General features: G+C 64.9%; 27 protein-coding genes and 2 pseudogenes. 5 read left to right on the top strand and 24 right to left on the bottom strand.

Annotation, left to right across the window (positions count from 1 at the left end; translation table 11 throughout):
• The 11 genes from D3877_RS17410 to D3877_RS17365 all read right to left on the bottom strand — a co-directional run bounded on the left by D3877_RS17410 (position 1) and on the right by D3877_RS17365 (position 6,590).
• The gene (locus D3877_RS17410; protein ID WP_119831963.1) at positions 1–435 is read right to left on the bottom strand and encodes a hypothetical protein; all 435 of its coding nucleotides are present in this window, start codon (positions 433–435) and stop codon (positions 1–3) included.
• The gene (locus D3877_RS17405) at positions 432–635 is read right to left on the bottom strand and encodes a hypothetical protein (RefSeq protein WP_119831962.1); all 204 of its coding nucleotides are present in this window, start codon (positions 633–635) and stop codon (positions 432–434) included. Before D3877_RS17405 ends, D3877_RS17410 begins: the two co-directional genes overlap by 4 nt.
• Before the next feature lie 284 nt (positions 636–919).
• Positions 920–1,519, bottom strand: coding sequence for a hypothetical protein (locus D3877_RS17400; protein ID WP_119831961.1), 600 nt, complete (start codon positions 1,517–1,519; stop codon positions 920–922).
• A complete protein-coding gene (locus D3877_RS29905; RefSeq protein ID WP_158599939.1) occupies positions 1,516–1,659 on the bottom strand; it encodes a hypothetical protein in 144 nt (47 codons plus the stop codon). Before D3877_RS29905 ends, D3877_RS17400 begins: the two co-directional genes overlap by 4 nt.
• A gap of 175 nt (positions 1,660–1,834) precedes the next feature.
• A complete protein-coding gene (locus D3877_RS17395) occupies positions 1,835–3,172 on the bottom strand; it encodes a DUF927 domain-containing protein (RefSeq protein ID WP_119831960.1) in 1,338 nt (445 codons plus the stop codon).
• Positions 3,165–4,445, bottom strand: a complete 1,281-nt coding sequence (locus tag D3877_RS30860; protein ID WP_119831959.1) for a DUF927 domain-containing protein — start codon at positions 4,443–4,445, stop codon at positions 3,165–3,167. The genes D3877_RS17395 and D3877_RS30860 overlap by 8 nt, the downstream gene beginning before the upstream one ends.
• Complete coding sequence (locus tag D3877_RS17385; RefSeq protein ID WP_119831958.1) at positions 4,445–4,744, bottom strand: hypothetical protein; 300 nt, start codon at positions 4,742–4,744, stop codon at positions 4,445–4,447. Before D3877_RS17385 ends, D3877_RS30860 begins: the two co-directional genes overlap by 1 nt.
• A 2-nt stretch (positions 4,745–4,746) precedes the next feature.
• A complete protein-coding gene (locus D3877_RS17380; protein WP_119831957.1) occupies positions 4,747–4,929 on the bottom strand; it encodes a hypothetical protein in 183 nt (60 codons plus the stop codon).
• A gap of 2 nt (positions 4,930–4,931) precedes the next feature.
• Positions 4,932–5,219, bottom strand: a complete 288-nt coding sequence (locus tag D3877_RS17375; protein WP_199720832.1) for a hypothetical protein — start codon at positions 5,217–5,219, stop codon at positions 4,932–4,934.
• A 55-nt stretch (positions 5,220–5,274) separates the two neighbouring features.
• On the bottom strand, positions 5,275–5,760 hold the full coding sequence (locus D3877_RS17370; RefSeq protein WP_119831956.1) for a hypothetical protein: 486 nt from the start codon (positions 5,758–5,760) through the stop codon (positions 5,275–5,277).
• A gap of 188 nt (positions 5,761–5,948) precedes the next feature.
• Complete coding sequence (locus D3877_RS17365; RefSeq protein WP_119831955.1) at positions 5,949–6,590, bottom strand: hypothetical protein; 642 nt, start codon at positions 6,588–6,590, stop codon at positions 5,949–5,951.
• An 80-nt stretch (positions 6,591–6,670) separates the two neighbouring features.
• Between D3877_RS17365 and D3877_RS17360 the strand changes: the two genes are divergently transcribed.
• Both D3877_RS17360 and D3877_RS17355 read left to right on the top strand, forming a co-directional pair.
• Complete coding sequence (locus tag D3877_RS17360) at positions 6,671–6,919, top strand: helix-turn-helix domain-containing protein (protein WP_274379634.1); 249 nt, start codon at positions 6,671–6,673, stop codon at positions 6,917–6,919.
• A gap of 228 nt (positions 6,920–7,147) precedes the next feature.
• Positions 7,148–7,594 (top strand): hypothetical protein, encoded by a 447-nt coding sequence (locus tag D3877_RS17355; protein ID WP_147395220.1) that lies wholly within the window; start codon positions 7,148–7,150, stop codon positions 7,592–7,594.
• A 157-nt stretch (positions 7,595–7,751) separates the two neighbouring features.
• On the opposite strand, the gene D3877_RS17350 is transcribed toward D3877_RS17355, so the two are convergent.
• From D3877_RS17350 to D3877_RS17335, 4 genes and pseudogenes are all read right to left on the bottom strand, one after another.
• Positions 7,752–8,999 carry a site-specific integrase gene (locus D3877_RS17350; RefSeq protein WP_158599938.1) on the bottom strand — a complete coding sequence of 416 codons (1,248 nt, stop codon included), beginning with the start codon at positions 8,997–8,999 and terminating at the stop codon, positions 7,752–7,754.
• 155 nt (positions 9,000–9,154) lie between these two features.
• Positions 9,155–10,105, bottom strand: a pseudogene (locus D3877_RS17345) (portal protein); the annotation flags it as partial.
• 37 nt (positions 10,106–10,142) lie between these two features.
• Positions 10,143–10,553: a hypothetical protein gene (locus tag D3877_RS17340; RefSeq protein ID WP_238474937.1), complete on the bottom strand. Its 411-nt coding sequence runs from the start codon at positions 10,551–10,553 to the stop codon at positions 10,143–10,145.
• Positions 10,550–10,963 carry a hypothetical protein gene (locus D3877_RS17335; RefSeq protein ID WP_238474936.1) on the bottom strand — a complete coding sequence of 138 codons (414 nt, stop codon included), beginning with the start codon at positions 10,961–10,963 and terminating at the stop codon, positions 10,550–10,552. The genes D3877_RS17340 and D3877_RS17335 overlap by 4 nt, the downstream gene beginning before the upstream one ends.
• A 214-nt stretch (positions 10,964–11,177) precedes the next feature.
• Here D3877_RS17335 and D3877_RS17330 point away from each other — a divergent pair, with 214 nt between their 5' ends.
• Together D3877_RS17330 and D3877_RS17325 are read left to right on the top strand one after the other, a co-directional pair.
• Positions 11,178–11,810 carry a LexA family transcriptional regulator gene (locus tag D3877_RS17330; RefSeq protein WP_119831951.1) on the top strand — a complete coding sequence of 211 codons (633 nt, stop codon included), beginning with the start codon at positions 11,178–11,180 and terminating at the stop codon, positions 11,808–11,810.
• 32 nt (positions 11,811–11,842) lie between these two features.
• A complete protein-coding gene (locus tag D3877_RS17325; RefSeq protein WP_238474935.1) occupies positions 11,843–12,229 on the top strand; it encodes a hypothetical protein in 387 nt (128 codons plus the stop codon).
• Here the strand turns inward: D3877_RS17325 and D3877_RS17320 are convergent.
• The 6 genes from D3877_RS17320 to D3877_RS17295 all read right to left on the bottom strand — a co-directional run bounded on the left by D3877_RS17320 (position 12,205) and on the right by D3877_RS17295 (position 17,186).
• Positions 12,205–13,053: a branched-chain amino acid aminotransferase gene (locus D3877_RS17320; protein WP_119831949.1), complete on the bottom strand. Its 849-nt coding sequence runs from the start codon at positions 13,051–13,053 to the stop codon at positions 12,205–12,207. The genes D3877_RS17325 and D3877_RS17320 overlap by 25 nt on opposite strands.
• Positions 13,054–13,271: 218 nt before the next feature.
• Positions 13,272–14,048 (bottom strand): succinate dehydrogenase iron-sulfur subunit, encoded by a 777-nt coding sequence (locus D3877_RS17315; protein ID WP_119831948.1) that lies wholly within the window; start codon positions 14,046–14,048, stop codon positions 13,272–13,274.
• Positions 14,049–14,076: 28 nt separating this feature from the next.
• Complete coding sequence (sdhA, locus tag D3877_RS17310) at positions 14,077–15,861, bottom strand: succinate dehydrogenase flavoprotein subunit (protein WP_119831947.1); 1,785 nt, start codon at positions 15,859–15,861, stop codon at positions 14,077–14,079.
• Between the two features lie 5 nt (positions 15,862–15,866).
• Positions 15,867–16,262, bottom strand: a complete 396-nt coding sequence (gene sdhD / locus D3877_RS17305) for a succinate dehydrogenase, hydrophobic membrane anchor protein (protein ID WP_119831946.1) — start codon at positions 16,260–16,262, stop codon at positions 15,867–15,869.
• An 11-nt stretch (positions 16,263–16,273) separates the two neighbouring features.
• Positions 16,274–16,663, bottom strand: a complete 390-nt coding sequence (gene sdhC / locus D3877_RS17300) for a succinate dehydrogenase, cytochrome b556 subunit (protein ID WP_119831945.1) — start codon at positions 16,661–16,663, stop codon at positions 16,274–16,276.
• 259 nt (positions 16,664–16,922) lie between these two features.
• Complete coding sequence (locus tag D3877_RS17295; RefSeq protein WP_119831944.1) at positions 16,923–17,186, bottom strand: hypothetical protein; 264 nt, start codon at positions 17,184–17,186, stop codon at positions 16,923–16,925.
• Positions 17,187–17,488: 302 nt separating this feature from the next.
• Here D3877_RS17295 and D3877_RS17290 point away from each other — a divergent pair, with 302 nt between their 5' ends.
• Positions 17,489–18,517: a hypothetical protein gene (locus D3877_RS17290; RefSeq protein ID WP_119831943.1), complete on the top strand. Its 1,029-nt coding sequence runs from the start codon at positions 17,489–17,491 to the stop codon at positions 18,515–18,517.
• A gap of 30 nt (positions 18,518–18,547) precedes the next feature.
• On the opposite strand, the pseudogene D3877_RS17285 reads toward D3877_RS17290, so the two are convergent.
• From D3877_RS17285 to D3877_RS17280, 3 genes and pseudogenes are all read right to left on the bottom strand, one after another.
• Positions 18,548–18,793, bottom strand: a pseudogene (locus D3877_RS17285) (helicase C-terminal domain-containing protein); the annotation flags it as partial.
• A 143-nt stretch (positions 18,794–18,936) separates the two neighbouring features.
• Entirely contained in the window at positions 18,937–19,485 is a 549-nt protein-coding gene (locus D3877_RS29500) for a hypothetical protein (protein WP_147395219.1), read from the bottom strand.
• A gap of 59 nt (positions 19,486–19,544) precedes the next feature.
• Positions 19,545–22,328 (bottom strand): ATP-dependent DNA helicase, encoded by a 2,784-nt coding sequence (locus tag D3877_RS17280; protein ID WP_119832521.1) that lies wholly within the window; start codon positions 22,326–22,328, stop codon positions 19,545–19,547.
• Positions 22,329–22,444 lie beyond the last annotated feature (116 nt).

Below are 22,444 nucleotides of genomic sequence, written 5' to 3'. Positions count from 1 at the left end.
TCAGTGCTCTGCCGTCAATATCTCGAATGCAATTGCGATGGCGTGCGGAGAGTGCGAGTTATAGCGAAGGCTTGCTATCCAATCCTTCATTACTCGCGCGGGAAGATGGAACGTTTCCTTGCTTCCTTCCCCTCGATACAAGTCACAGATGGAAAGGCCGAGATAGAGGGCTGCTGTCTCGTTAGCAACAAGAAGTTTGTTCTGGCTTTCAGGCCGGTGAGTGACAGGGCGCAGGCGACGAAACCAGAACACCACATGCCCTGCGACTTTAGCCGGGTTTGGGTGCGCTAATTCGTACGATCCAATCGTCCGCTTCGCTATTTCGTCGAGTTCGTCCAGCGCTTCACCATCAATATCAAGGAGAACATCAAACCTCTCCTCAATAGTCTGGCAGACCGCGCAAACCAACTCTTCCCATTTAATGTTGCCAATCATCGGACAGTCGGCTTGGCCTTAATGTACAGACCAGATTCCTTGATCAAGGAAACCAAATCGCCTGCGAACAGTGGCGCCACGCGCTTGATGCTCGCAGCAATTGATTCCGTGGTCATCTCACAACCGCAATTGTCCTCAAACGTTTTTGAGAACTTCTGCCGATCCAGGCTAGTGCCTTCGAGACGAATGATGCGGGGCATAGATTGTCCTGCGAGGTAATCGACGGGATGCGTCGCTGTATGGTGGCTGGTTTTTCCTTAAGCGCACGGTTACACACAGCGCCTATCGTTCGCAAGAAGCATTGTAGAAATATGCCGGTTAGCCGAGGCGACGCGACTCACTGTCACAGCCTGACTATCCCGGAACCGCTCCATCGCCATCGCCCTTGTTCAACGTTACGCTATTGAAGACATTTGATAATTCCGCCGTCAGTGGCAACGGCATTGTCCATAACCATGATGGCGGAAGCACAGCAGCTTTCCGGTCACGCCTCCGCCGTTTCCTCCACCGGCTTCTTGCTCCGCTTCACCTTCCGTTCGACCGTCGCGGCGAACTTCCGCAACTCGGCTTGATCGGCCGGCATGAGCTTGTTGACGCTGGCCCGGTACATCAGCCCCTTGGCAAAGGGCGCTTTCGCCCCCCTGCGGAACTTGGCGTAGAAGCGTTCGGCAAGGGTCAGCCAATCGAGCGGCGCGCGGAAGGCTTCAAGCTCGGCCTCCAGTTCTCTCACCCGGCGGAACGCCTGTTCCCGAAGGTCAGCCGCCGCACGGTCGGCGCCGTACCGCTGTCCCGCCTCGAACCCCCGCTGAAAGGTGGCATCGTCACCAGCGCCAGAAGTCTTGCGCCGAAGCTCGGCGATCTCCCGGCGGGCGGTGGCAAGCTCGGCCTCCATCATCATCGTGCGCAGGGTGGAGACCGTGCCGCCGTCCGGGTCGGTGCCGTTCACGGCCTCCCCCAGCGACAGGCCAGCCGCGCGGGCCATGGAAGCCGCCTTGCGGACAGCGGCCAGGGCTTCGGCGTCTTGATCGGACTCGGCGAGGGACAGCACCTTGTTGAACTTGGCGCGGTCGAAAGGCTTGCTCATCGGGTGGTCTCCATCGGCGTGTCCGTGCCGAACACCTCGGCCCAAGCGCGCCGTTCGGCCTCGGCGCGGGGAAGGCGGGCGTCAAATTCGAGGATGGCCGCACGCTCCTCGAAGTCGTCGATCAGGTCAGGGCGTTGCACAGAGTCGTTATTTGCCGGTGGTACAGGTGGTACAGGTGGTACGCACTCGCCAACATACTGATAAGTAATGGTTTTATCGGTCGCACCCCCTGTACCACCATGCTTTTCGGTCGGTGGTACAGGTGGTACAGGCGAGCATCCCGCGCGGGCAGCCAAGGCGGCGAACCGGGACAGATCAGGCATCATCCGCCCCATCGCTGAGAATGCCCGCCGTCAGGTGGTAATGGCGAACCGGCTTGGAGAAACCCGGCAACCGGGCTTGATCCTGAAGCTTTCCGTCCTTGCTGATCAGCAGGCCGTGCTTGTTCAGCGTCTTCGCCACGGCCACCGCGTCCAAGCCCGCGCACACCTCCGTCCGCCACACTTCGGGCAAGATCAGGTATTCAATGCCGCCGTTGCCGTCTTGCCGCCGGAAGCCGGCGCGGTTCGGCACGCGCGCCTCGATTGGAGCGCCCGCGTTGTCGGTGCGCACCAGCGCGCCCATTGCCTCGAACCGGGACGAACCGTGCAATTCGATGAAGCGGCGGACGGCGGCGATACCGTGTTTCTCCTCCGTGGGTTCGATCCCGCCGCGCACGTCGAGCCAAGCGCGATAGCACCGGAGCGCCGAAGCCGTCGCCTCACCCGGTTGCCAGGGAACCACACCGAACGCGGTTGCCATCTCGCCAGCGGCGGCGACCAGACCGAAGCGGGCGGCAACCCGGCTCACCTGTCCATCGGCCCCGGCCGGGCAGTGCTCCGCGACGAACTCGCGTTGATGGGACAGGGCGGCTTCCGCACAGCCGTTGTAGTCATTGACGATGAACTTGACGAAATCCGGCGCGGCCACGCCGTAATGCTCGTTCGCGGCGGCCTTCAAATGGCGGGCGAAGGCGTCGGCGTCGGGGAAGCCGTGCAGAGTCTCGAATAACCCCAGCCCGGCGCCAGCGTCGGCCAGGATATCCACCACCCGCACCTGTTGCCCGGCGGCGGCTCGCTGGCCTCGACCATCCTCGGACATCTTGTCGGAAAGCCCGATCTCGCCGGAACTGAGAAACATCACGCGCCATTCCGCCGGGGTTCGCCCTTCGCCACCCCGGCCGGCGCGGGTCTTTCCCTGCCCGTTGGACAGCATGTAGGCGATTTGCCCGACTTCCCGGCCGTCCACCTGTCCCATTTCGTCCAGGCACAGCAGCGTGTCGCAGTGGAGCGCGGCGACCGACTCCAGACCGTTCGCGGTCGCGCGCCACGTCCGCACATAGCCCCGCACGCCCCCACCACCCCAGGCGCTTCCGCCGACGATAAGGGCTGTCGTCTTGCCGCTCGACGATGCGCCCCGGAAATGGAAGCCGCCGGACTCACTCCCGGTCGGATGCAGCAGCGGTCCCGCGAACGCGGCGGAAATGGCGAGCACCAGCCGGGAGTTGCCGGCGGCGTAGCGGGCCACGTTGTCGCTCCATGACGTCAGCGTGCCCGACTGCCGATAGGCATGATCCAACGGCGCCGCCGTCTGCAAGATGATGCGTTCAGCCATGGCAGGGATCTCCCAAGGTGGTGTGGGTCATGACGAAGGCGCCGGAGTGCCAGCCGACGCGCGAGACGCAGCGGGCTTTCACCCCAGGGCGCGCGGTGGACACGAACTCATGCAGGGCGTCGCGGGGGAATCGGCCGGGCGCGATCACCAGCCCCATTTCAAGGAGGCGTTCCCGGTAGGCCGTGCCGTCGCCGGCCAGCATTGACATGGGCATCGCCCATTCCTTCGCCCGACCGTCCCGGTCGGTGAGGCTCAACAGCCGGCCCCAGGCGGTGCCATCGGTGTTCCGCGTTTCGGCGGCAACCTCGATGCGCGAACAAATCCAGCGCCATTCGATGGTGACGGCGCCCGTCTCCCGGTCCACCCGGTCAATCCGCTTTTCAACGCCATACGGCATCAACCGAAACGGCCAATCCCATTCCTTGCTCTCGGCATCGGTCGCGGCCGGCGTGTCCGGTTTGGTCGTCCCGTAAGGCGACAGGAACGCGGGGGCGCTCCGCAGAGCGGCGACCGTCTCAGCGGTCCAGCCTTCGGCCAGCGCGTCGGCGAGGTCCCAGCCATCCGGCAGCGGATCGGTTCGCGGCACCCGCTCCCCGTCGCGCCACAGCCACGCCCCCAGACGGTCGGGGGGCAGGTGCAGAACCTCGACGGCTCCAGCGGCGCGGGCCATCTCGGCCACCGTGTCGCCAAAGTCTCGGCCGGGATGGTGAGGCTTGCCCTTGGCGTCGGTCTTGCCGGGTTCGTCGTGGTCGGTGGCGATCACCACCACCCGGCCCGCGCATGGGCTGAAATCCGTCAGGTGCGGTGACTTCGCGCCGTGGGCGGGGGTGGTCGCCACCATGTCGGGGAACAACGCGGCCCCGGCATCGCGGGCCTTTTCGCCCTCGCACACCAGCACCAGCGCATCGGAGCGAGCCAGCAGATCGGGCAGACCGAACAGCGGTCGGGGCGATGGCATGCCTTTTGAGCGCCAGCCCCGCTTGCCGTTGCCCAGGTCGCAGAAGGTGACGGGCAGAAATTCCTTGGTCCGGTTGCCTGCGTCGTCGGTCAGGTCCCACCGGCAAACATAGCCGACGAGCCGGCCCTCGGCATCGTGGTACGGCCAATACCGGGAGGGTTCGCCGTGCTTGGGGTGGCGGAACTCCATCGCCGGGGCATCGGCGGGAACCGGAATGATCGGTGTCTTTGTGGTCTTGCCCGGTGCGGCCGACGCGCCGGCCGTGGTTTCCTCGGGCGTCAGCGGCGCGAACATGCCGGCATGGTCGTCAGGCATCAGCGTACCCCCAGCATGTCGCAGAGACGGCGGGCGGCTTCAACCTGCGTGATCCCGCCCAGATAGGCGGCCAGCGACACCACGTCGCCCCCGGTGTCGTCGGTGGCGAAATCCGCCCACCGGCCGGTGTCCGTGTTGATGCGGAAGCTTCCCGGTCGGCGGTCGGCGCGGCGCGGGTTGACGACAACGTATTCGTGACCTTCCCGCTTTCCACCCGGCAACCACCGCGCCAGCAAGGCCGGCAGCACGGCCAGCGCGGCGCGGTTGATCCGGTCGAAGTCGAGACGGGTATCGTGCATGGTCAGTGACTCCGGGTTTCCGAACGCCAGCGCACCAGAACCTCGGCGGCGATGTGGTCGAGGGTGCGGACGGGCGGCGGCGGGACGGCGATCCGGAGGGCGCGGGCCGGTTCCGTCCACAGGCGGCGGAACTGGCGGTTCTCGGTCGGGTCGGACTGGCGGAAGGCGGTTTCGGCGTTGCGCATCCTCACACCCCCGCGTCGCTGGTGGAGCGGACCAGCTTCCCCATGCGCTCGACGGCCCAGCGGTCGAGTTCGGTGACGGGGTACAGGGGCGTCCGGCTCACCCCCTTGTTGAAGGCCGGGCCACCCCCAATGCTGGCGTATTTGGCGAGCGTGGCGGGGGCGACGGTGACGCCGTGGACCAACTCCAGATATTCGGCGGCTTCCCAACGGCGCAGACGCGGCTTGCGCAGGGCGGGCGGAAGGCAAAGCTCGGGCGTGGCGGGAATCACCCGCGTTTCAGCGTTGGTCATTTCAACTCCAGAAAATCAGAGGGGCCACCCAGGGGGGCGGCCCGTCGTCGGTCTGTTAGTTCTCGATGTTGTCCTCGTCCACGGCGGACGGCAGCGGTACGCCCTTGGTCGCCCGCAGGAAACTCATGACGTGCATTGCGGCTTCGGAAAGGTCGATGTGGGAGAAGTTGCCATAGCCCATGTTCTTGATGTCTTTGATCGTCATGGAGTTGGTGGCACTGACCATCGAAAACCCGTCGAAGCCGATGATGATATCGTCACGGCTGTCGAAAAGGATGCTTTCGACCAAGCTGGTGAAATCCGGTCTGGTCACAATCTTGGAAGAAGCGGCCGGGTCCACACCGACGATATTGAACTCCTTCATGACGTTCAGGCGGATAGCGTCGAGAACCGTGAAGGGACGAGCCTTACCGGGCGTCGTTTGCACGCCATCGAAGGCGTCGAAATACCCTCGATGTGCCCAGCTATTCATGGTGGAAACTCCGACGTTCGCCGCTTGGCGGGCGAGGCGTGGGTGAACGATATCAGTCAGGTTCAACATGGCATTCCTCATGCGGCTGCAATAGGCTATAAGCTATGTATACAGCTAGCCTATTGCGGGCGCAACAGGAAACCTCGCGCGCTCGCAATAGGTAGGGCGCCGATAAGAGATACCGTTTGGACCAGCGATAAATAGGGGGCCGGCAGAACCGGCCCCCTTGGGTTGGTGATGGTGTCGGCGAGGCGCGGTCAGGCGGCAGCTCCTTCCTGCCTGCCCTCGGGATCATCCCCGAAATCGGGGTGCCCCAGCCCGGTCAGCAGCACGCCCACCAACGACAGGGAGAGAACCAAAGCGTTCAGGTTCCCTTTGGCGAATTCATCCTCATCCCACCGTCTGCGCACCGTCCGAAGGCTCGTAATCGCGTAGTTGAGCGCAGCCATACCCCCGCCTTCATCCAGCACGTTCACGGCCATCGTCATGGCATCCCCTTCCCGAATCAGTTCCGGGGTTCCCTCGGGGCGGATCGCCTCTTCGGTCCTCTGGTCCATGATCAGGCGGGCGCGGTTCACAAGGTCGTTCAAGTCGTCCTTGCGTTCATCCGTTGGGCTGTAGGCCAGCCCACGGCAAACCGTTTCAATGAACTCGCGCGTGTCGTCGTTATATGTCAGCCACTCGTTGACCCACCCCTCACCCATGCAGACGACGGCGGGCGGGACACCCACGTAACGGGCCGGGCAGACGCCTACAGGCGCGGCCACAGTGGCGGAAGCGATAAGGTCGATTGGCGCGGTCAGGGTGGCGGCTGTGGCGCCAGCGCCGGCCAGCAGCCGGCGGCGGGAAACGTTGGCGCCTTCAGGGCGCACCTCGGGCGTGGCGGGAAAAGCTCGCATTTGAACCTCAGGTGTTGATAAATAAGACCTAGATTGATATTCTTCATCAACTAGGCTGATGTCAATAAGGAATATCGACTTTGAGCGCCACCGACCTAACGCCACCGCTTTGCAAGGCTGCAAGAGCGCTCATCGGAATGACGCAGAAGGAGCTTGCAGCCGCCGCGAATGTTGGCTCGCAAACGTTGGCTGACTTCGAGCGTGGCGCCCGAACACCTCACCCCAACAATCTCTCCGCGATCCGCTCCGCCCTCGAAGCGGCTGGCGTTGAGTTCATCCCCGAGAACGGCGGCGGTGCTGGTGTCCGGTTGAGCAAGCGAGCCTCCTGAAACGAAAAACCCGCCACGGTAGGACCGGGCGGGCTTTGGGGGTTTTCTGGCGTTGGCGGGGATATTCGTTCCACATATGTTCGCGTACCGTCAAGCTCTCTCGGCAAATGCCGGCAGACAGGATGATGTGCATCGCTTTGTGACTAGTCACGTATCTCATGCACCTTGACCCGTGACTAGTCACACCCTACGTAGGGGTGATACCGTGACTAGTTACGCGAAGGTGCCATGCCAGACCAAACAGCCGCCGCTCGACAGGCCAAGCGCCGCGCCCGCCTTGCCGAAGGCGACGTGACGCAAATCAACGTGCTCGCTCCCCAAGCCACCCATGCCGCCTTGCGGGAAATCGCCGCGCGCACCAGGGACGGCGAACCGCTCCACAAGGTTCTCCGCTCGCTCGCCATGCGGGCGACGAACCAAGACGCGCGTTGGGCGCCGCTGGCCGTGCCGGACGATCTCCAGCCCGCCCCCGGAGAAGTCGCCGTTGCAATCCGCGCCGGGAGCCGGTCGAACGGCTACACCCGCAAGCTCATTGACCGGGCGGGCCTTCAGCGCCGCGATGATCTCGGCGCGTGGTGCGGGATCGTCACCAGGGACGTGGCGGACAAGCTGGCCGCGCGGGCGAACACCACCACCGCAACTGTGGTCGAGCGGGCCGGCGAACCCCATGCTTGATGATTGGATGCTGTACCACCTGTACCACCAGCCGAAAAACGTGGTGGTACAGCACAGCGTTACAGCAAGCCTTTGATAGTGTTTATTTTATTGAATGTGTACCACCTGTACCACCTGTACCACCTGAAAAGATAAGGTCGCATGAAGCGGTTTCGGCCTACCGCTTCGCGACCTTGGACAACGGCACCACGTTGTCGGTGGTCTCACCCTTCATCGCGGCGGCGATGGTCCCGGCGATGCGGTCGGCGGCGGCCTTCAGCGGATCGTTCGACAGATGGGCATAGCGGGCCGTGGTGGTGGTGTCCCGGTGCCCAAGCAAGGCACCAATCACCACAAGGCTGTCACCACCGGACGCGCCGACGCTGGCGAAGCTGTGCCGCAGATCGTGAATGCGCACCCCCGGCAACTCGGCGCGCTGCCGAGCCTTGTCCCACACCTTCCACACGGCGGTGGTGGTGCCGTCGCGCCCCCGGCCAGGGAACACGGAGCCGGTGCGCGCCTCCCCTTGCAAAGCGGTCAGCAGCCCCAGCGCGGCAGCCCCCAGCGGAACCACCTTGGCGCCCGTCTTCGAGTCGGGGAAGCGGATGCACGCCCGATCCCAATCCACCCACTCCCAGCGCAAACCCGTGATCTCGCCGCGTCGGCAGCCGGTGAGCGCCAGCAGGCGCGCGACGTTGACGGCAACCGGATTGGCGCCTTCGTCGATCAAGTCCGTCAGCGCCTTGCCAAGCCGCGCCATCTCGGCCGGCGACAGGAACCGCTCGCACTTCTTATCGGCGAACCGCTTCACGCCCCGCACCGGGTTGTCCGGCCGCAGGTCGCGGTTCACGGCGAACTGAAACACACCAGACAGCAGCCCCAGCACACGGGCGGCAGCCCCCCGGCCGCCGGTCACAGTCGAGCGGGACTTGAACCCGCCCTTGATGTCGGCGGCGGTCTTGCCAGTCGCAACGTCCGCCTGGAACCGCTCGATGTCCGCGCGGACGATGGACCGCAGCAGACGTTTGCCCAGCAGCGGCTTGACGTGGCGCGCGAGCTTCCCCTTGTCGGTGGCGATGGTGGATGGCTTCTTGGTGGTCATCCCCTCGGACACATAGAGGTCGCACAGCTCGGACACGGTGAGGTCGCGCCGCTGTTCGATGCGCCGCTCCGCCGGGTCCAGGCCGCGCGCCACGTCCGCCAGGATCAAGCGCGCCTCTTTGCGGGCCTCGTCTGGGGTCATGACGCCATGGCGGGCGACGGTCATCCGGCGGGACCGGCCACCGAAGCGATATTGCGCCACGTAGGACTTCGCCCCGGCCACCGTGACGCAGAAGCCGAAGCCCGGCAATTCGTCATCCCAGAGGAAGCGCGTCCGTCCATCGGCGGTGGTGGCATCGACCAGCTTTTTCGTGATCTTCGGCATGGGGTGGCGTCTCCATGTAAGCGCCATGTAAGCAGGCGGCGGAAAATGCGCGAGTTTTCCCGGCGTATCGCTGACCTACTATTCTGCCGAAAACCGAGACAAATCAATGGGTCTAGCCAATCCCGGAAAGCTCACGCAAGCACCGGAAAAGATAAATCACGAGCCTGCCAGATGCCGGTGACGGCGATGGAGGCGTTTTTCAGGACCAGTTCGACCACCTTGTTGGCGGTTTTGATGTCGGGCAACGACTTCATCACCGGGGAGCGGCCATAGGTTTCGCCCGGCGCCTTCAACCAGCGGAAATTGACGAAGGGCGATTGGGCGAAGCGCCCCTGCGCCAGCCAGGACGGATCGGCCAGACCGCTGTCCAGCACCACGCCCCAGCGATAGGCCAGACCATCGGGCAACACCGCTTCGACCAGCGGGAAACGGCCTTCGGGTTCGTCGGCGCCGCGCTTGCGCAACTCCTCGGGCAGATCGGCGGCGGGGAAGCGGTGGAGGATTTGGGCGAGCGTCGCCTCACTGCGGCGGAAGGTGGCGTCAAGACGGCCGTCCGGCCCCTCCTCCAGCACCGCTTCGGCCAGCGGCACGGCGGTGAAGCGCAGGCTGGACGGCGCGCCGGGCGCGGCCTCCTCCATCAGCAGGCTGGCGGTGCCGACGGTCACGAGGTCGAGGAACGCCTGATGCACCTCCACCGCGAAGTTGGAGCGGTCGAAATGCGCCTGGACGATCCCGGCGGCGCGGTCGAGCATCGGGGCGATGCGGTCGCGCTCCGCCCCGGTCAAGGCTGGGCCGGGCTGAAAGCCGAACCAGCGCGACCAGGGCGGCGTCAACTCCGACAACAGGCTGGCGGCGAGCTGCTCCACCGCGTCGGGAGCCGTGCCGTCGAACAGGCGGTCCACCCGCTTTTCGCCCGGCGTGCCGCCGCCGCGAAAGGGCTGGCCGTTCGGCAAGGCGTGGTCGTAGCAGTCCTGCCAGTGACTTTCCCAGACGGACCGGCGTTCGCGCGCCGCCCGGTAGCGGTCCAGCAGGGTTTGCGGGCCGGACGAGTCCGCGTCGCCAAGAGGCGGGAAACGTGAGGGCGGGGGTACGGCGTGATCGGTCATGATGAAGCTCTCCCTCAAACGCTGGCGGCGGCGCTGGTCAGGCGGCACGGGTCAGACGGCGGTGCAGTTGCCAAGGCGTCAGGACCAGCGGGGCGTGCAGGCCAAGCAGCCGCTTGACCGCCTCCACGCAGGTGAAGGGCGCCCAGGGGGCCGGGCGGGTCAGGCCGCGCCGCAGCGGGGCGGCGACCACGGCCAGCCCTTGATCGCGATACCAGCCCGGCAAATCGAAGGCTGGCGGCAGATCCAGGACGGTGACGTCGGTGAAGGGGGCGAGCGGATCGACCACCACCCAACAGCGCCCGTCGTTCAGCAAGGCCAGGCAATGACGGAAGCCCGGCTTGAGGAGGCGCAGCCACCACAGCGGCGATTCCCCCCGAAACACCACCCAGGCGGCGGGCGGGCGGGGCGCCGTCGCCATGGACGGCGCGGCGGCGGGCGGATGGCTCATCGCACGATGCCCTTGTCGCGCAGGATCGGCGTCAGCCGGTCGAACGCCTCGCCCCACAGAACATGGGCGCGCTGTTCGCGGAAGCGTTCGGGATCCGGGGCGCTGAGCCGCCGCCCGTAATGGGCCAGCACATGCAGATGGTCGCGCAGCAGGGCGCGGCTGCGGTACAGGCGATCCACCGCCCGCATCACGTCCGCCGGTTCGCAAGGGCGCTGCACCAGCCCGCGCCCGGCGACCACGCGGGCGCCCGCCGCCTTGGCGTCTTCCGCCTGGAGCGACCAGAACCACGCTTCTTCCGCGCTGTCAAAGGGCGTGCCGTCGATGCGGTAAGGGTCGCTCCCCCGGAGAATCGCACCGCCCGACGGCGGGGACGGACGGGGGGACGTGGCGGCGACGGACTGGCACGGCATGGGAGGTCTCCATCAATCAAGCGGGGATCGGGCGGCGGGAGCCTTGCCGAAGCATTGTTTCCCAACCGCGCGCCCCAACATCGGCCACCGTCGCCGGTTTTTTCCCGGGATGGTGGCGTTCCTGTTCTTTTTTTGTTCTTATTCTCCCAGACGTCAATGATTTTATGAAAAAGTTCCTAGGGACGGCGTTGCGCGTTTATGTGATTATCGTCCCATGCTGAAACACACGGACATCTGGCGGGCCATTGATCGCCTCGCGGCGCAAAGCGGCCTTTCCGCGTCGGGTCTGGCACGGCGCGCCGGACTGGATCCGACCACCTTCAACAAAAGCAAACGGACGACCGGCGACGGCAAGCTCCGCTGGCCCTCGACCGAAAGCATCTCCAAGGTGCTGGACGCGACCAGCGTGTCGCTGCCGGATTTCGTGTCGTTGATTGGCGAGGGCGCCGGTCCCGGCACCTTTCAGCGGGTTCCGGTCATCGGCTACGCCCAGGCGGGCAGCGCCGGTTATTTCGATGACGCCGGTTTCCCCGTCGGAACCGGCTGGGACGAGCTGCTGTTCCCCAGCTTGGGCGACCCACAGGCCTACGCGCTGGAAATTGCTGGCGACAGCATGGAGCCGGTCTACCGCGACGGCGACACCATCATCGTGTCGCCCGCCGCGCAAATCCGCCGCAACGACCGCGTCGTCGTCCGCACGCGCGGCGGCGAGGTGATGGCCAAGCAGTTGATCCGCGAAACCGCCACACGCATTGAACTGCTGTCGATCAACCGCGCCCACCCCGACCGCACCATCCAACGCGGCGACATCGCCTGGATGGCGCGCATCATCTGGGCCAGCCAGTGAGCGGACCGCTGGCTGTTTTAGGATAAATTTCCTTGATTGAGCGGTCCAGCGGGCGTAACCAAGCCCGCATGGTCCGCACCGACGACGCCATCGGCGATTCCAGCCTGACCGATCTGCACCGCCGCTACGACGGCGCGCCGCCGCGCGAGGCTTTGCGCGTCGCCACGCTCGGCGGAGCGGTCAAGGCCAACGCCCTGCGCCGGGCCGCCGCCCTCGCCCTGAACGAGCGATTGGCGGCGGACGCCCGGCTGGCGACGGCCCGCCGCCGCGCCGCCCTGCCCGCCCGCGCCTGTTTGCGCGACGCGTGGCTCGCCCGTCTCTGCGCCACGCTGGCCCATCACCGGAACGCCGCCATCCGCCTGCGCCTCGACGACGCCAATCCGCAACAGGCCGATCAGCGGAAGGCGTATTCCCAGTAAAGCGCCCGCGCCCGCGCGAAAACCGGACCCGGCGCGAATTCGCGGTGTTCCACCTTCGTCACCGGCACGCATTTGGAATGGTTGCCGGTGGAAAACACCTCGTCGGCGCTCAGCACGTCGTCGGGGGTCAGGGTGACTTCCTCGACCGTGACGCCATCGGCGCGCAGCAGGGCGATGATGCGCTGGCGGGTGATGCCGTTCAGGAAACAGCCGTTGGGAACCGGGGTGCGCGCCACGCCGTCCTTGGCGATGAACAGATTCGCCGTGGCGAACTCCGCCACATTGCCGATGGCGTCCAGCATGATGGCGCTTTGGAAGCCGCGCTTGCGCGCCTCGACCAGGGCCAAACCGGCGTTGGGGTAGAGGCAAGCGGCCTTGGCCTCGGTCGGGGCCATGCTGGGAAGCGGGCGGCGGCGGGTGGAGACGCAGGCGGCGAAGCCGGTCGGCTTGGGCAACGGATCCTCATAGACCGACAGCACAAAGCGGGTGGTGTCTGGATCGGGAGAGACGAACCCCTCCTCCGCGTAGAACATCGGGCGGATGTAGAGTTCGGCGTCCTTGGGGAAGCGGCGGATGCCGTCCCAGCACAATTCTTCGATCTCGCCCGCCGTCACCATCGGGGCCAGCCCCATGGCGATGGCCGAGCGGATGGAGCGGGCGCAATGCAAATCCAGATCGGGGGCGACGCCCTGGAAGGCGCGGGCGCCGTCGAACACCGCCGACGCCAGCCACAGCGCGTGCGACAGCGGCCCGACGATGGGGGGATTGCCCTCGACCCACGCGCCCTGAACCCAACTCCACGCCTGCCCCGGTGTGCCGCCCATAATCGTTCCTTCCCTCTCTTGGCCTTGGTCTTGCGCGTCAAACGCTGATTGCCCGTCGAGCATACCCCCTCCCCGCCCCCGGTCAACCGACGACGACGCGGGCATCCTGCCCAAAAAGCGCGCACCCCACTCCCGAACGGCCAAACCGCAAAACGCAAAACGAGGCGCCCCTTGCGGAGCGCCTCGTTTGCGTCAGAACCCACCCTTGCGGGTTGGGATCAGCGGCGAACCACCATCAGCTTCTTGATCTCGGCGATGGCCTTGGCGGGGTTGAGACCCTTCGGGCACGCCTTGGTGCAGTTCATGATGGTGTGGCAACGGTAGAGACGGAACGGATCCTCAAGATTGTCGAGGCGTTCGCCCGTCATCTCGTCACGGCTGTCGACGATCCAGCGGTAGGCTTGCAGGAGGATCGACGGGCCGAGGTAACGGTCGCCGTTCCACCAATAGCTGGGGCAGGAGGTCGAGCAGCAGAAGCACAGGATACACTCGTAAAGGCCGTCCAGCTTGGCGCGGTCTTCGGGCGATTGCAGCCGCTCGCGGCTCGGGGCCGGGGATTGCGTCTGCAACCACGGCTTGATCGAGGCGAGCTGCGCGTAGACATGGTTCAGGTCGGGGACCAGATCCTTGACCACCGGCATGTGCGGCAGCGGGTAGATCGTGACGTCGCCCTTCACATCCTCGATGGCCTTCAGGCAGGCCAGCGTGTTCGCGCCGTCGATGTTCATCGCGCACGACCCGCAAATGCCTTCACGGCAAGAGCGGCGGAAGGTCAGCGTGCTGTCGACCTGGTTCTTGATGTAGATGATCGCGTCGAGGATCATCGGTCCGAACTTGTCGAGGTCGACGATGTAGGTGTCGACGCGCGGGTTCTGGCCGTCGTCTGGGCTCCAGCGGTAGATCTTGAAGGTCTTCGCCCGCTTGGCGCCGTTCGCGACGTTGATGGTCTTGCCGACACCGACCTTGGAGTTGGCGGGCAGGTTCAATTCGACCATGGTTGCTATCCTTGCCTTGAGCGGGGCCTTAGTACACGCGGGGCTTCGGCGGGAACACCTGGACCTCGTCGGTCAGCGTGTAGAGATGGACCGGACGATAGCCGAACGTCGTCTTGCCATCCTCGCCCACCCAGATCGCTGTGTGCTTCATCCAATCCACGTCGTCGCGGTTCGGATAATCCTCACGCGCGTGGGCGCCACGGCTCTCCGGACGGTTTTCCGCCGAATGCAGGGTGGCCACGGCCTGATAGAGCAGGTTGTCCAGCTCCAAAGCCTCGACCAGATCGGAATTCCACACCAGCGAACGGTCGCTGATCGAAATGTCGCCCTTCTTGGCGAAGACCTGATCGATGAGCTTGACGCCCTCGTTCAGAACCTCGCCGGTGCGGAACACGGCGCAGTTGTTCTGCATCGTCTTCTGCATCTCCAGGCGCAGATCGGCGGACTTGATCGACCCCTTGGCGTTGCGGATGCGGTCGAACCGCTCCAGCGCCGCGTCGGTGCTGCTGTCCTTGACCGACGGAGTCTTGCCCGGCTGAACGATCTCGGCGGCGCGGATGGCGGCAGAGCGGCCAAACACCACCAGATCGAGCAGCGAGTTCGAGCCAAGGCGGTTCGCGCCATGGACCGACACGCAAGCCGCTTCGCCAATCGCCATCAGGCCGGGAACCACCTGGTCGGGGTTCTCGGCGGTCGGGTTGACGACCTCGCAGCGGAAGTTGGTCGGGATGCCGCCCATGTTGTAATGGACGGTCGGCAGAACCGGGATCGGCTCCTTGGTGACATCGACGTTCGCGAAGATCTTGGCCGTCTCGGCGATGCCGGGCAGGCGCTGGTGGATGACCTCGGGCGGCAGATGCTCAAGATGCAGATGGATGTGGTCCTTGTGCTCGCCAACGCCGCGACCCTCGCGGATCTCGATGGTCATCGAGCGGGACACGACGTCGCGGCTCGCCAGATCCTTGGCCGACGGCGCGTAACGCTCCATGAAGCGTTCGCCGGTCGAGTTGGTCAGATAACCGCCCTCGCCGCGCACGCCTTCGGTGATGAGGCAGCCGGAGCCGTAGATGCCGGTCGGGTGGAACTGCACGAACTCCATGTCCTGCAAGGGCAGGCCGGCGCGCAGGACCATGCCGCCGCCGTCGCCGGTGCAGGTGTGGGCCGAGGTCGCCGAGAAGTAAGCGCGGCCATAACCGCCGGTCGCCAGCACGACGAGCTGGCCACGGAAGCGGTGGAGGGTGCCGTCGTCCAGGTTCCAGGCGAGAACGCCCTTGCAGACGCCGTCTTCCATGATGAGGTCGAGCGCGAAATACTCGACGAAGAATTCGGCCTCATGCTTCAACGACTGCTGATACAGCGTGTGCAGCATGGCGTGGCCGGTGCGGTCGGCGGCGGCGCAGGTGCGGTAGGCCTGGGTCTTGCCATATTCGGCGGTCATGCCGCCGAAGGCGCGCTGGTAAATCTTGCCTTCCGGGGTGCGCGAGAACGGCACGCCGTAATGCTCCAGCTCGATGATCGCCGGGATGGCCTCGCGGCACATATACTCAATGGCGTCCTGGTCGCCCAGCCAGTCCGACCCCTTGACGGTGTCGTACATGTGGTAGCGCCAATCGTCCGGGCCCATGTTGCCGAGCGCCGCCGAGATGCCGCCCTGGGCGGCGACCGTGTGGCTGCGCGTGGGGAACACCTTGGTGATGCACGCCGTCTTCAGGCCCTTTTCGGCCATGCCGAAGGTGGCGCGCAAACCCGCGCCGCCGGCGCCGACGACGACGACGTCATAGGTGTGATCGATGATCTGATAGGCGGTCGCCATGGTCGTCAGGCTCCGATGAAAATCTTGGCGACGGCGAGCACGCAGGCCAGCGCCAGCGCGAAGGACAGGAATTTGACGGCGATGAGCGCCGCCAGCTTCCGCCACTCGCTGTGGATATAGTCCTCGATCACCACCTGCAAACCCGCTTGGGCGTGATGGAAGGTGACGACGGCGACGAGGATCATCATCACCGCCGAAAAGGGCGACTTGATCCAGGCGTGGAAGGCCGCGTAATCGGCCCCCAGATGGCGGATGACGCCGAACACGAACCAGATGGTCAGCGGGACCAGCGCGATGGCGGTCAGACGCTGGCTCCACCAATGTTCGGTGCCGTCCTTGGCCGACCCGAGGCCGCGAGCGTGAGCCAGCGGCGAACGCAGATTTGAGGGGGTGGACGTCATGGGTTCTCTCCTCACCACACGGCCAGGCCGACGACCCACGTCAGCACGGTCAAGGCGGCGGCGGCGCCCAGCACGATCTTGTTGTTGCGCTCGGCGTCCGCCAGCTCGAACGACTTGCCCGCGTCCCACACCAGATGGCGCAGTCCGTTGCACAGGTGGAAATAGAGCGCGGCCGACCAGCCGAACATCAGCAGCAGGCCGAAACCTGAACCGATGAAGCCCTGCGCGCGCGCGAAGGCTTCGGGGCTGACGGCGGCGGCGACCAGCCACCAGGTCAGGAGAAGGGTGCCGACGGCCAGCCCCACGCCCGTGACGCGGTGCGTGATGGACAAAACCGCCGTCAACGGGAGTTTGTAGATCTGAAGATGCGGGGAGAGCGGCCGACCGCTGCCGTTTGCCATTGCGTCGTCCTCTGTTCGGCGGCCGATCGCGGCGCGACATGACGAGCGCCGCGATGGCTGGGTGGTGCGTGCCCTGGGGATGGAACGGTTTTCCGCTCCGATTGGTTGGCGCAATGAATTACGCTCCCGCAGCATCCGAGTCAACGGTGGGGGCCGGGATGTGACGATTTTGGCATGGCGCGGGAAGTGGCTGAAAAGAAACGGCCTTCGCTGTTCGTGGTATTACCAGCAAAAAGCGGCGCTTGAGGACTGGCGCGCGTTACTTGTCGAACCGCCGCACATTCTCGACCATCATCGAGTACATTTGGGTAATCAGTTCCGATGGGCGCAGGCGACCGAAGGGGATATTCTCCTTGGCCCATTCCACCAGCCCTTCGGGCGGCTTGACCGGCGCGACCTCATACCCCGCCTTTTTCAAGGCGTTGGTCACGGCCTTGGCCTGCTTGACGTAATCCTCGTTGAAAAAGGACTTGTCGGCGTCCTTGATCGCCTTGGCGATGAGATCCTCGATGTTCGTCGACATGGCGCGGGCGCGGGCTGCTTCGTCATGGTGAAGGAAATCTTAGCGCCACCGTCGCACAGACGGCGGGCGCTGGCAATCGGGTGGGTGGGGGCGCAAGAGCGCGCGCCGCCAACCGGGTCGACGCCCTTCCAAACAAACACCAAGCACACGGACATGGCTGACGACGAAGAAATACTTCTAGATCTAAGCATTTTCCTTATGTTGATAAGTGTTTTCTCAGATTGACGCACAGTTGCGGCAAGTTATAAAAATAGAAATGCGGATGATTTTCTTGTCCGCTGGGGCCTACGGAGGACAGCAGCATGGGCGTCGCGAGTGTTCCGGGGAGCGTGGTCGGCGCGGTCAACCGCCCGTCTCTTTCAACGACGACCACGACCGCGCCGAAGGCGGCGGCAACCGGCGTCGCCGCGTCGTCTCCGCAAGATCAGGTCTCGCTCAGCCCGTTGGCGAAGTCGTTGCACGATGAATCCCTGACCGTCTTCAACGCCCTGTCCGACGACCAGCGCGGCCAGCTTTCCGCGCTGGTGGACAGCGGCCAATTGTCCGGCGAAGACGTTCACAACGCGCTGAAACAGCGTTTGAAAGAGGCGCGACGCAACGCCTTCGCCTCCATGGGGCGCATGTTTTCCAACGACACCGCCGAAATCCGGCTCAAGGGCGCGACATCGGGCCAAATCGACGGCGCGTTGCGGACGATGCTGGAGCGGCGCTCCGGCATGGTCAACAGCTTGACGGAGATGGAACGCAACGGCGAGCGGGGATCGCAAGCCTATAAAGATCTGTCCACCCAATTGCAGGCGCGGGACATGAATCCTGTTTTGAATCGCCTGGCTCCGGGATCGGGGATCACCCGCCATTTCACCATGGATTTCGAAGATTCGCGCCTGATGAGCACCCACAAGGAGGGGGACGCCGTCTATAAGCTGAAGGCGACCTCCTTCAATCTGGGCGATCTGGACCGCGCCATCCGCCCCATCGGCGAACGCGACGCCACGGCGCTGGTGAACGAACAGTCCTTCGGCGCCGAATCGCGCGTTTCCAAGGACCGCGCATTCTCACTGGACGACGCCATCATCAAACCGATTTTCAGCGGACAGCCCGACCAAACAACCTCGTCCTTCATACGCGATGCGTTCCGCCCTCCCGAGATTGAAGAACTGATTCCAACAAACACCCCCGGAATCTATGAGATAAAATTCAAACCGAACCCCGATCAGGACAAACCGTCCCTTCGGGAGCTTTTGTCAAAATCCATGCCAACGCCCTCCACCCCGGCCCAGTTGGAAGAACGCCGCAACTATCTGACGGGGTTGTTCGCGAAATACACCTGAAGCCTGCGCGCGGAAACGCCCAGAACGCGCTCATGCGCCGAGAAGCTGGAGCTTTGATTCGCGCCACGGCGCCTTGGGCCAAGCGCGGCGGAAAAGCGCCGCCGCTTCCTCCCCCGCCTGTTTCAGCCCACCCCGCTTGACCTCGACGCCGTCGGGGACGGCGCCGAGCGGGCGGCTGGGCATCATCGGGTCGAGCAGGACGAAGACGCCGGTGTCGTCGGCACGGCGGACCAGACGGCCAAAGGCTTGCTTCAGGCGTAGCCGGGCGATCATGTCTTGTCGGGATGCTGGCTATCTACGCTCAAGTAGAGCAAAGCGTTAAGAAACTCGCTTCCCAGCACTCTTTGTTTGAGTTAGATAAATTCAACCTATTTTGGAAAAATATTTAAAATTAAACTATAATTTATACAGTGAGCGAATTAATATATTCCTTTGGAAAAAATACCATCCCATGCTGACTCAACATTCTTCAAAATCCTGTAAAGACCACGCTTCTTTCCACTCTCCAAATGAATTGATACCTGCTCCTCACCCCCAAATTTGAACTCCCCCCACGGCAGCTCTCCCCATTCTGATTTCCCAATCTTAATATTGTCAGATCCTCGGACAGGGCGAGTGAAAATTATCTCCACTTTCTTTCCACCCCTTAAGCGGTGATGTTTGAACGCATTTGCGATCTCGTTCAAAAGAACTATATCTTCGCTCACTGTTTTCCCTAAATATTTACGAAAACTAAAAATATCTCTTTCAGCAATCTTTTCAGTCTCATAGTACTCCTCGAAAACATAGTCAGAAACATGATTTAATGAAACAGCCGCGTTATAAGCCCCTGCCATTAGCAATTTTTTCACTCTATTCATCTCTTCACTATCACCCGATGGTGACAAATTTGATATTTTTCTCTCACAATCCATATAGACTGAAATATTTGTTTTTACTATGTTTTCATAATAATCTTTTGGAGTCATTTCTCACCTCATTGCAGAATTATCCATGCTTATATTTTTTATATTGGACATGCGCCGAGTCACCCCCGCGCCAGAAACGCCGCCGTCTCCTCCACCGCCTGTTTCAAGCCCACCCGTTTGACCTCCACCCCTTCGGGGAAGGCGCCGAACAGGCGGCTGGGCATCATTGGGTCGAGCAGGACGAAGACGCCGGTGTCGTCGGCGCGGCGGACCAGACGGCCAAAGGCTTGCTTCAGGCGCAAGCGGGCGATCATGTCCTCGTAGCGGCGGCGGCCGAAGGCGTCGCGGCGGGCGCGGTGCAAGATGTCGGGGCGCGGCCAGGGCACGCGGTCGAAGACGATCAGGCGCAGCGAGCGCCCCGGCACGTCCACCCCGTCGCGCACCGCGTCGGTGCCGAGCAAACAGGCGTGCTCGTCGCCCCGGAAAATGTCGATCAGGGTGGCGACGTCGAGCGGATCGACATGCTGGGCGTAAAGCGGGATCCCCGCCGCGTCCAACGGCTCGGCGATGCGGTCGCGGACGGCGCGCAGGCGGTTGATCGCGGTGAACAGCCCCAAACCGCCGCCGCCCGCCGCCAGAAACAGCGATTTGTAGGCGGCGGCGACCTGCCCCAGATCATCCTTGCGCACGTCAGTGACGACGAACACGCGGGTGTGGTTGGGGTAATCGAAGGGCGAGGGCACTTGCGCGCGCAGCGCGGGCGTCGGCAGATGCGAGGCGCCGCAACGATCCTCCGCCGCGCGCCAATCCTGCCCGACGTCGCCGGTGCCGTCGGTCAGCGTCGCCGAGGTGACGACCATGCCATGGGCGGGTCCGGCCAGCGCCTCGGCGAAGGGGACCGTCGGGTCGATCCAGTGGCGGTAGAGGCCGACGTCGATGTCGCGCCCCTCGATCCGCTCCACCGCGAACCAATCGACGAATTGCGCGGGCGTCTCGACGGCCAGCGTGCGCAGCATCGACCGCCACGCCTCGACCGTCAGCGTCCCGCGCCGGTGCAGGCTGCGCGACAGGGCGTCGATGCGGCGGCGCTGGTCGGAATCCAGCTCCGTCGCCTCATCCTCCAGCCGGGCGGCCAGACGGCGGGACAGCGCCTCGACCGGCTCCGACAGGCGGACCAGCCCCTCGTCCAGCGCGGTCGCCGCATCGATCAGCCCATCGACCGGATAGGCCTTGTCGGCCTCCAGACTGTAGAGGCCGCCTTGCCCGGCGGTGCGGGCGTAGACCTGCTGGCGCGCCAGCATCAGGAAACGTTCGGTCGGCCCCTGCGGGTTGTCGCCGGCCAGACGAGCCGACCAGCCTTCCGCCGGCAGCACCCGCGCGCCCATCAGCACGGCGTCGAGCAGGGCCAACGCCTCCTCGTCGCCCGCCACTATGTCGTCCAGTCGGCGCTTCAGGCCACGGGCGCGGCTGCGCCCGGTTTCCTCCGCCCCCAGCAGCCAGCGCCGAAGCTCCTGCGTCTCGCGCCCGGTCAAATGCCCGGCGAAAGCGCTGTCGGCGGCGTCGAAGACATGATGCCCCTCGTCAAAGACATAGCGGCTGGGCAGGGTCGCGTCCTCGCCGCCGCCCAAGGCCGCCTGGATCATCACCAGCGCGTGGTTGGCGATCACCACGTCGGCCTTGCGGGCGCGCCGGACGCTCTTTTCGATGTAGCAGCGGCTGTAATGGTCGCAGGCCGAATAGATGCACTCGCCGCGCCGGTCAGCCAGCCCCAGGGTTGGGCCGCGCCCGGCGATGTCCACCAGCCAGCCGGGGAAATCGCCGCCGGTCATGTCGCCGTCGCGCGTCGCCGCCGCCCAGCGCGCCATCAGCCCGACGCCGACGGCGCCCCCCGCCCCGGTTCCGCTGTTGGCCTGGAAATGCATGGCGCGCACCGCGTCTTCCAGATTCAGCAGGCAGAGGTAATTTTCGCGGCCCTTGCGCAGCACCACCTTGCGCGCCTTGGTCGCCGGATCAGGGTAGAGCCGATCCAGTTCGGCGTCGATCTGGTGTTGCAGGTTGCGGGTGTAGGTGGAGATCCAGACGGTGCCGCCGTTCTTTTCCGCCCAAACGGTGGCGGGGGCGAGGTAGCCCAGGGTCTTGCCGACGCCGGTTCCGGCCTCCGCCAGCACCACGTTCGGCGTGTCGGGGGCGGTGCGCGGGGCGAAGGCGGCGGAGACGGCGCTGGAATAATCGGCCTGCTGCGGGCGCGGTTCGGCCTCTTTGCCCGGCACCAGGGCCGACAGCATGACGGCCAGACGGCGGCGCGCCTCCTCCGGCTCCACCGGATTTTGCGCGGGGGGCGGCAGGGGCGCCCCCTCCTCCCACTCCTTGATCTTGGTCCAGACGCGCAGGCCCGCGCGGGCGGCGCCCTTCTCCGGCCCCTCGGGCTTGCCCAGCGCCGCCAGCACGGCGGGCGCCCAGGGCCAACCGGCCCGGCCCATCTCCCAGGCGAAGGCCAGCGGGTCGGACGCCTCCTCCCGCCCCGGCGCGGCCAGCGTGCCGAGCAGGCGGCGCACCGCGCGTTGCAGAGCCAGCGCCTCCGCCTCATGCCCCTCGGGGATCGGCAGGTCGAGCGCTTCGGCCACGCCGCGCGGGGTCGGCACGCAAAAGCGCGCGGGATGGACGAAGGCGAACAGCTCCAGCACGTCGAAGGCCGGAAAGGGATCGACGCCCAGACGGCGGGCGAACGCGCGGGCGTGGCACAGCAAGGGCGCCTGACGGCGAACCCGCTTGGCGGCGGCGGCGAAGGTCAACTCCTCCAACTCGCCATCCAGCGACAAAGCGACGACCAGCCGCGCCCCGGCCACCAGGGCGGGCGCGTCGTCAAGCTGGGGAAGCTGGGCGGGAAACGGCGTCGTGTCCATCGGCGGCACTATAGGGCGCAGCCGCCCGGCAAAGCGAGCGCCGGTTGTTGACGGACGACCGCAAACGCCTGCATTGAAAGGAGCGGGTCAACAGGGGTGACGGGCGGAATGCGGCG

Source organism: Azospirillum cavernae, from assembly GCF_003590795.1.
GTDB lineage: Bacteria > Pseudomonadota > Alphaproteobacteria > Azospirillales > Azospirillaceae > Azospirillum > Azospirillum cavernae.
This window is presented reverse-complemented; position numbering and strand designations above follow the sequence as displayed.

Excerpts from the sequence above, each read along its gene's own strand:
- D3877_RS17410 (WP_119831963.1), bottom strand. The coding sequence starts at position 435 with ATGATTGGCAACATTAAATGGGAAGAGTTGGTTTGCGCGGTCTGCCAG.
- D3877_RS17405 (WP_119831962.1), bottom strand. The coding sequence starts at position 635 with ATGCCCCGCATCATTCGTCTCGAAGGCACTAGCCTGGATCGGCAGAAG.
- D3877_RS17400 (WP_119831961.1), bottom strand. The coding sequence starts at position 1,519 with ATGAGCAAGCCTTTCGACCGCGCCAAGTTCAACAAGGTGCTGTCCCTC.
- D3877_RS17395 (WP_119831960.1), bottom strand. The coding sequence starts at position 3,172 with ATGGCTGAACGCATCATCTTGCAGACGGCGGCGCCGTTGGATCATGCC.
- D3877_RS30860 (WP_119831959.1), bottom strand. The coding sequence starts at position 4,445 with ATGCCTGACGACCATGCCGGCATGTTCGCGCCGCTGACGCCCGAGGAA.
- D3877_RS17385 (WP_119831958.1), bottom strand. The coding sequence starts at position 4,744 with ATGCACGATACCCGTCTCGACTTCGACCGGATCAACCGCGCCGCGCTG.
- D3877_RS17380 (WP_119831957.1), bottom strand. The coding sequence starts at position 4,929 with ATGCGCAACGCCGAAACCGCCTTCCGCCAGTCCGACCCGACCGAGAAC.
- D3877_RS17375 (WP_199720832.1), bottom strand. The coding sequence starts at position 5,219 with ATGACCAACGCTGAAACGCGGGTGATTCCCGCCACGCCCGAGCTTTGC.
- D3877_RS17370 (WP_119831956.1), bottom strand. The coding sequence starts at position 5,760 with ATGTTGAACCTGACTGATATCGTTCACCCACGCCTCGCCCGCCAAGCG.
- D3877_RS17365 (WP_119831955.1), bottom strand. The coding sequence starts at position 6,590 with ATGCGAGCTTTTCCCGCCACGCCCGAGGTGCGCCCTGAAGGCGCCAAC.
- D3877_RS17355 (WP_147395220.1), top strand. The coding sequence starts at position 7,148 with ATGCCAGACCAAACAGCCGCCGCTCGACAGGCCAAGCGCCGCGCCCGC.
- D3877_RS17350 (WP_158599938.1), bottom strand. The coding sequence starts at position 8,999 with ATGCCGAAGATCACGAAAAAGCTGGTCGATGCCACCACCGCCGATGGA.
- D3877_RS17340 (WP_238474937.1), bottom strand. The coding sequence starts at position 10,553 with ATGAGCCATCCGCCCGCCGCCGCGCCGTCCATGGCGACGGCGCCCCGC.
- D3877_RS17335 (WP_238474936.1), bottom strand. The coding sequence starts at position 10,963 with ATGCCGTGCCAGTCCGTCGCCGCCACGTCCCCCCGTCCGTCCCCGCCG.
- D3877_RS17330 (WP_119831951.1), top strand. The coding sequence starts at position 11,178 with ATGCTGAAACACACGGACATCTGGCGGGCCATTGATCGCCTCGCGGCG.
- D3877_RS17320 (WP_119831949.1), bottom strand. The coding sequence starts at position 13,053 with ATGGGCGGCACACCGGGGCAGGCGTGGAGTTGGGTTCAGGGCGCGTGG.
- D3877_RS17315 (WP_119831948.1), bottom strand. The coding sequence starts at position 14,048 with ATGGTCGAATTGAACCTGCCCGCCAACTCCAAGGTCGGTGTCGGCAAG.
- sdhA (WP_119831947.1), bottom strand. The coding sequence starts at position 15,861 with ATGGCGACCGCCTATCAGATCATCGATCACACCTATGACGTCGTCGTC.
- sdhD (WP_119831946.1), bottom strand. The coding sequence starts at position 16,262 with ATGACGTCCACCCCCTCAAATCTGCGTTCGCCGCTGGCTCACGCTCGC.
- sdhC (WP_119831945.1), bottom strand. The coding sequence starts at position 16,663 with ATGGCAAACGGCAGCGGTCGGCCGCTCTCCCCGCATCTTCAGATCTAC.
- D3877_RS17295 (WP_119831944.1), bottom strand. The coding sequence starts at position 17,186 with ATGTCGACGAACATCGAGGATCTCATCGCCAAGGCGATCAAGGACGCC.
- D3877_RS17290 (WP_119831943.1), top strand. The coding sequence starts at position 17,489 with ATGGGCGTCGCGAGTGTTCCGGGGAGCGTGGTCGGCGCGGTCAACCGC.
- D3877_RS29500 (WP_147395219.1), bottom strand. The coding sequence starts at position 19,485 with ATGACTCCAAAAGATTATTATGAAAACATAGTAAAAACAAATATTTCA.
- D3877_RS17280 (WP_119832521.1), bottom strand. The coding sequence starts at position 22,328 with ATGGACACGACGCCGTTTCCCGCCCAGCTTCCCCAGCTTGACGACGCG.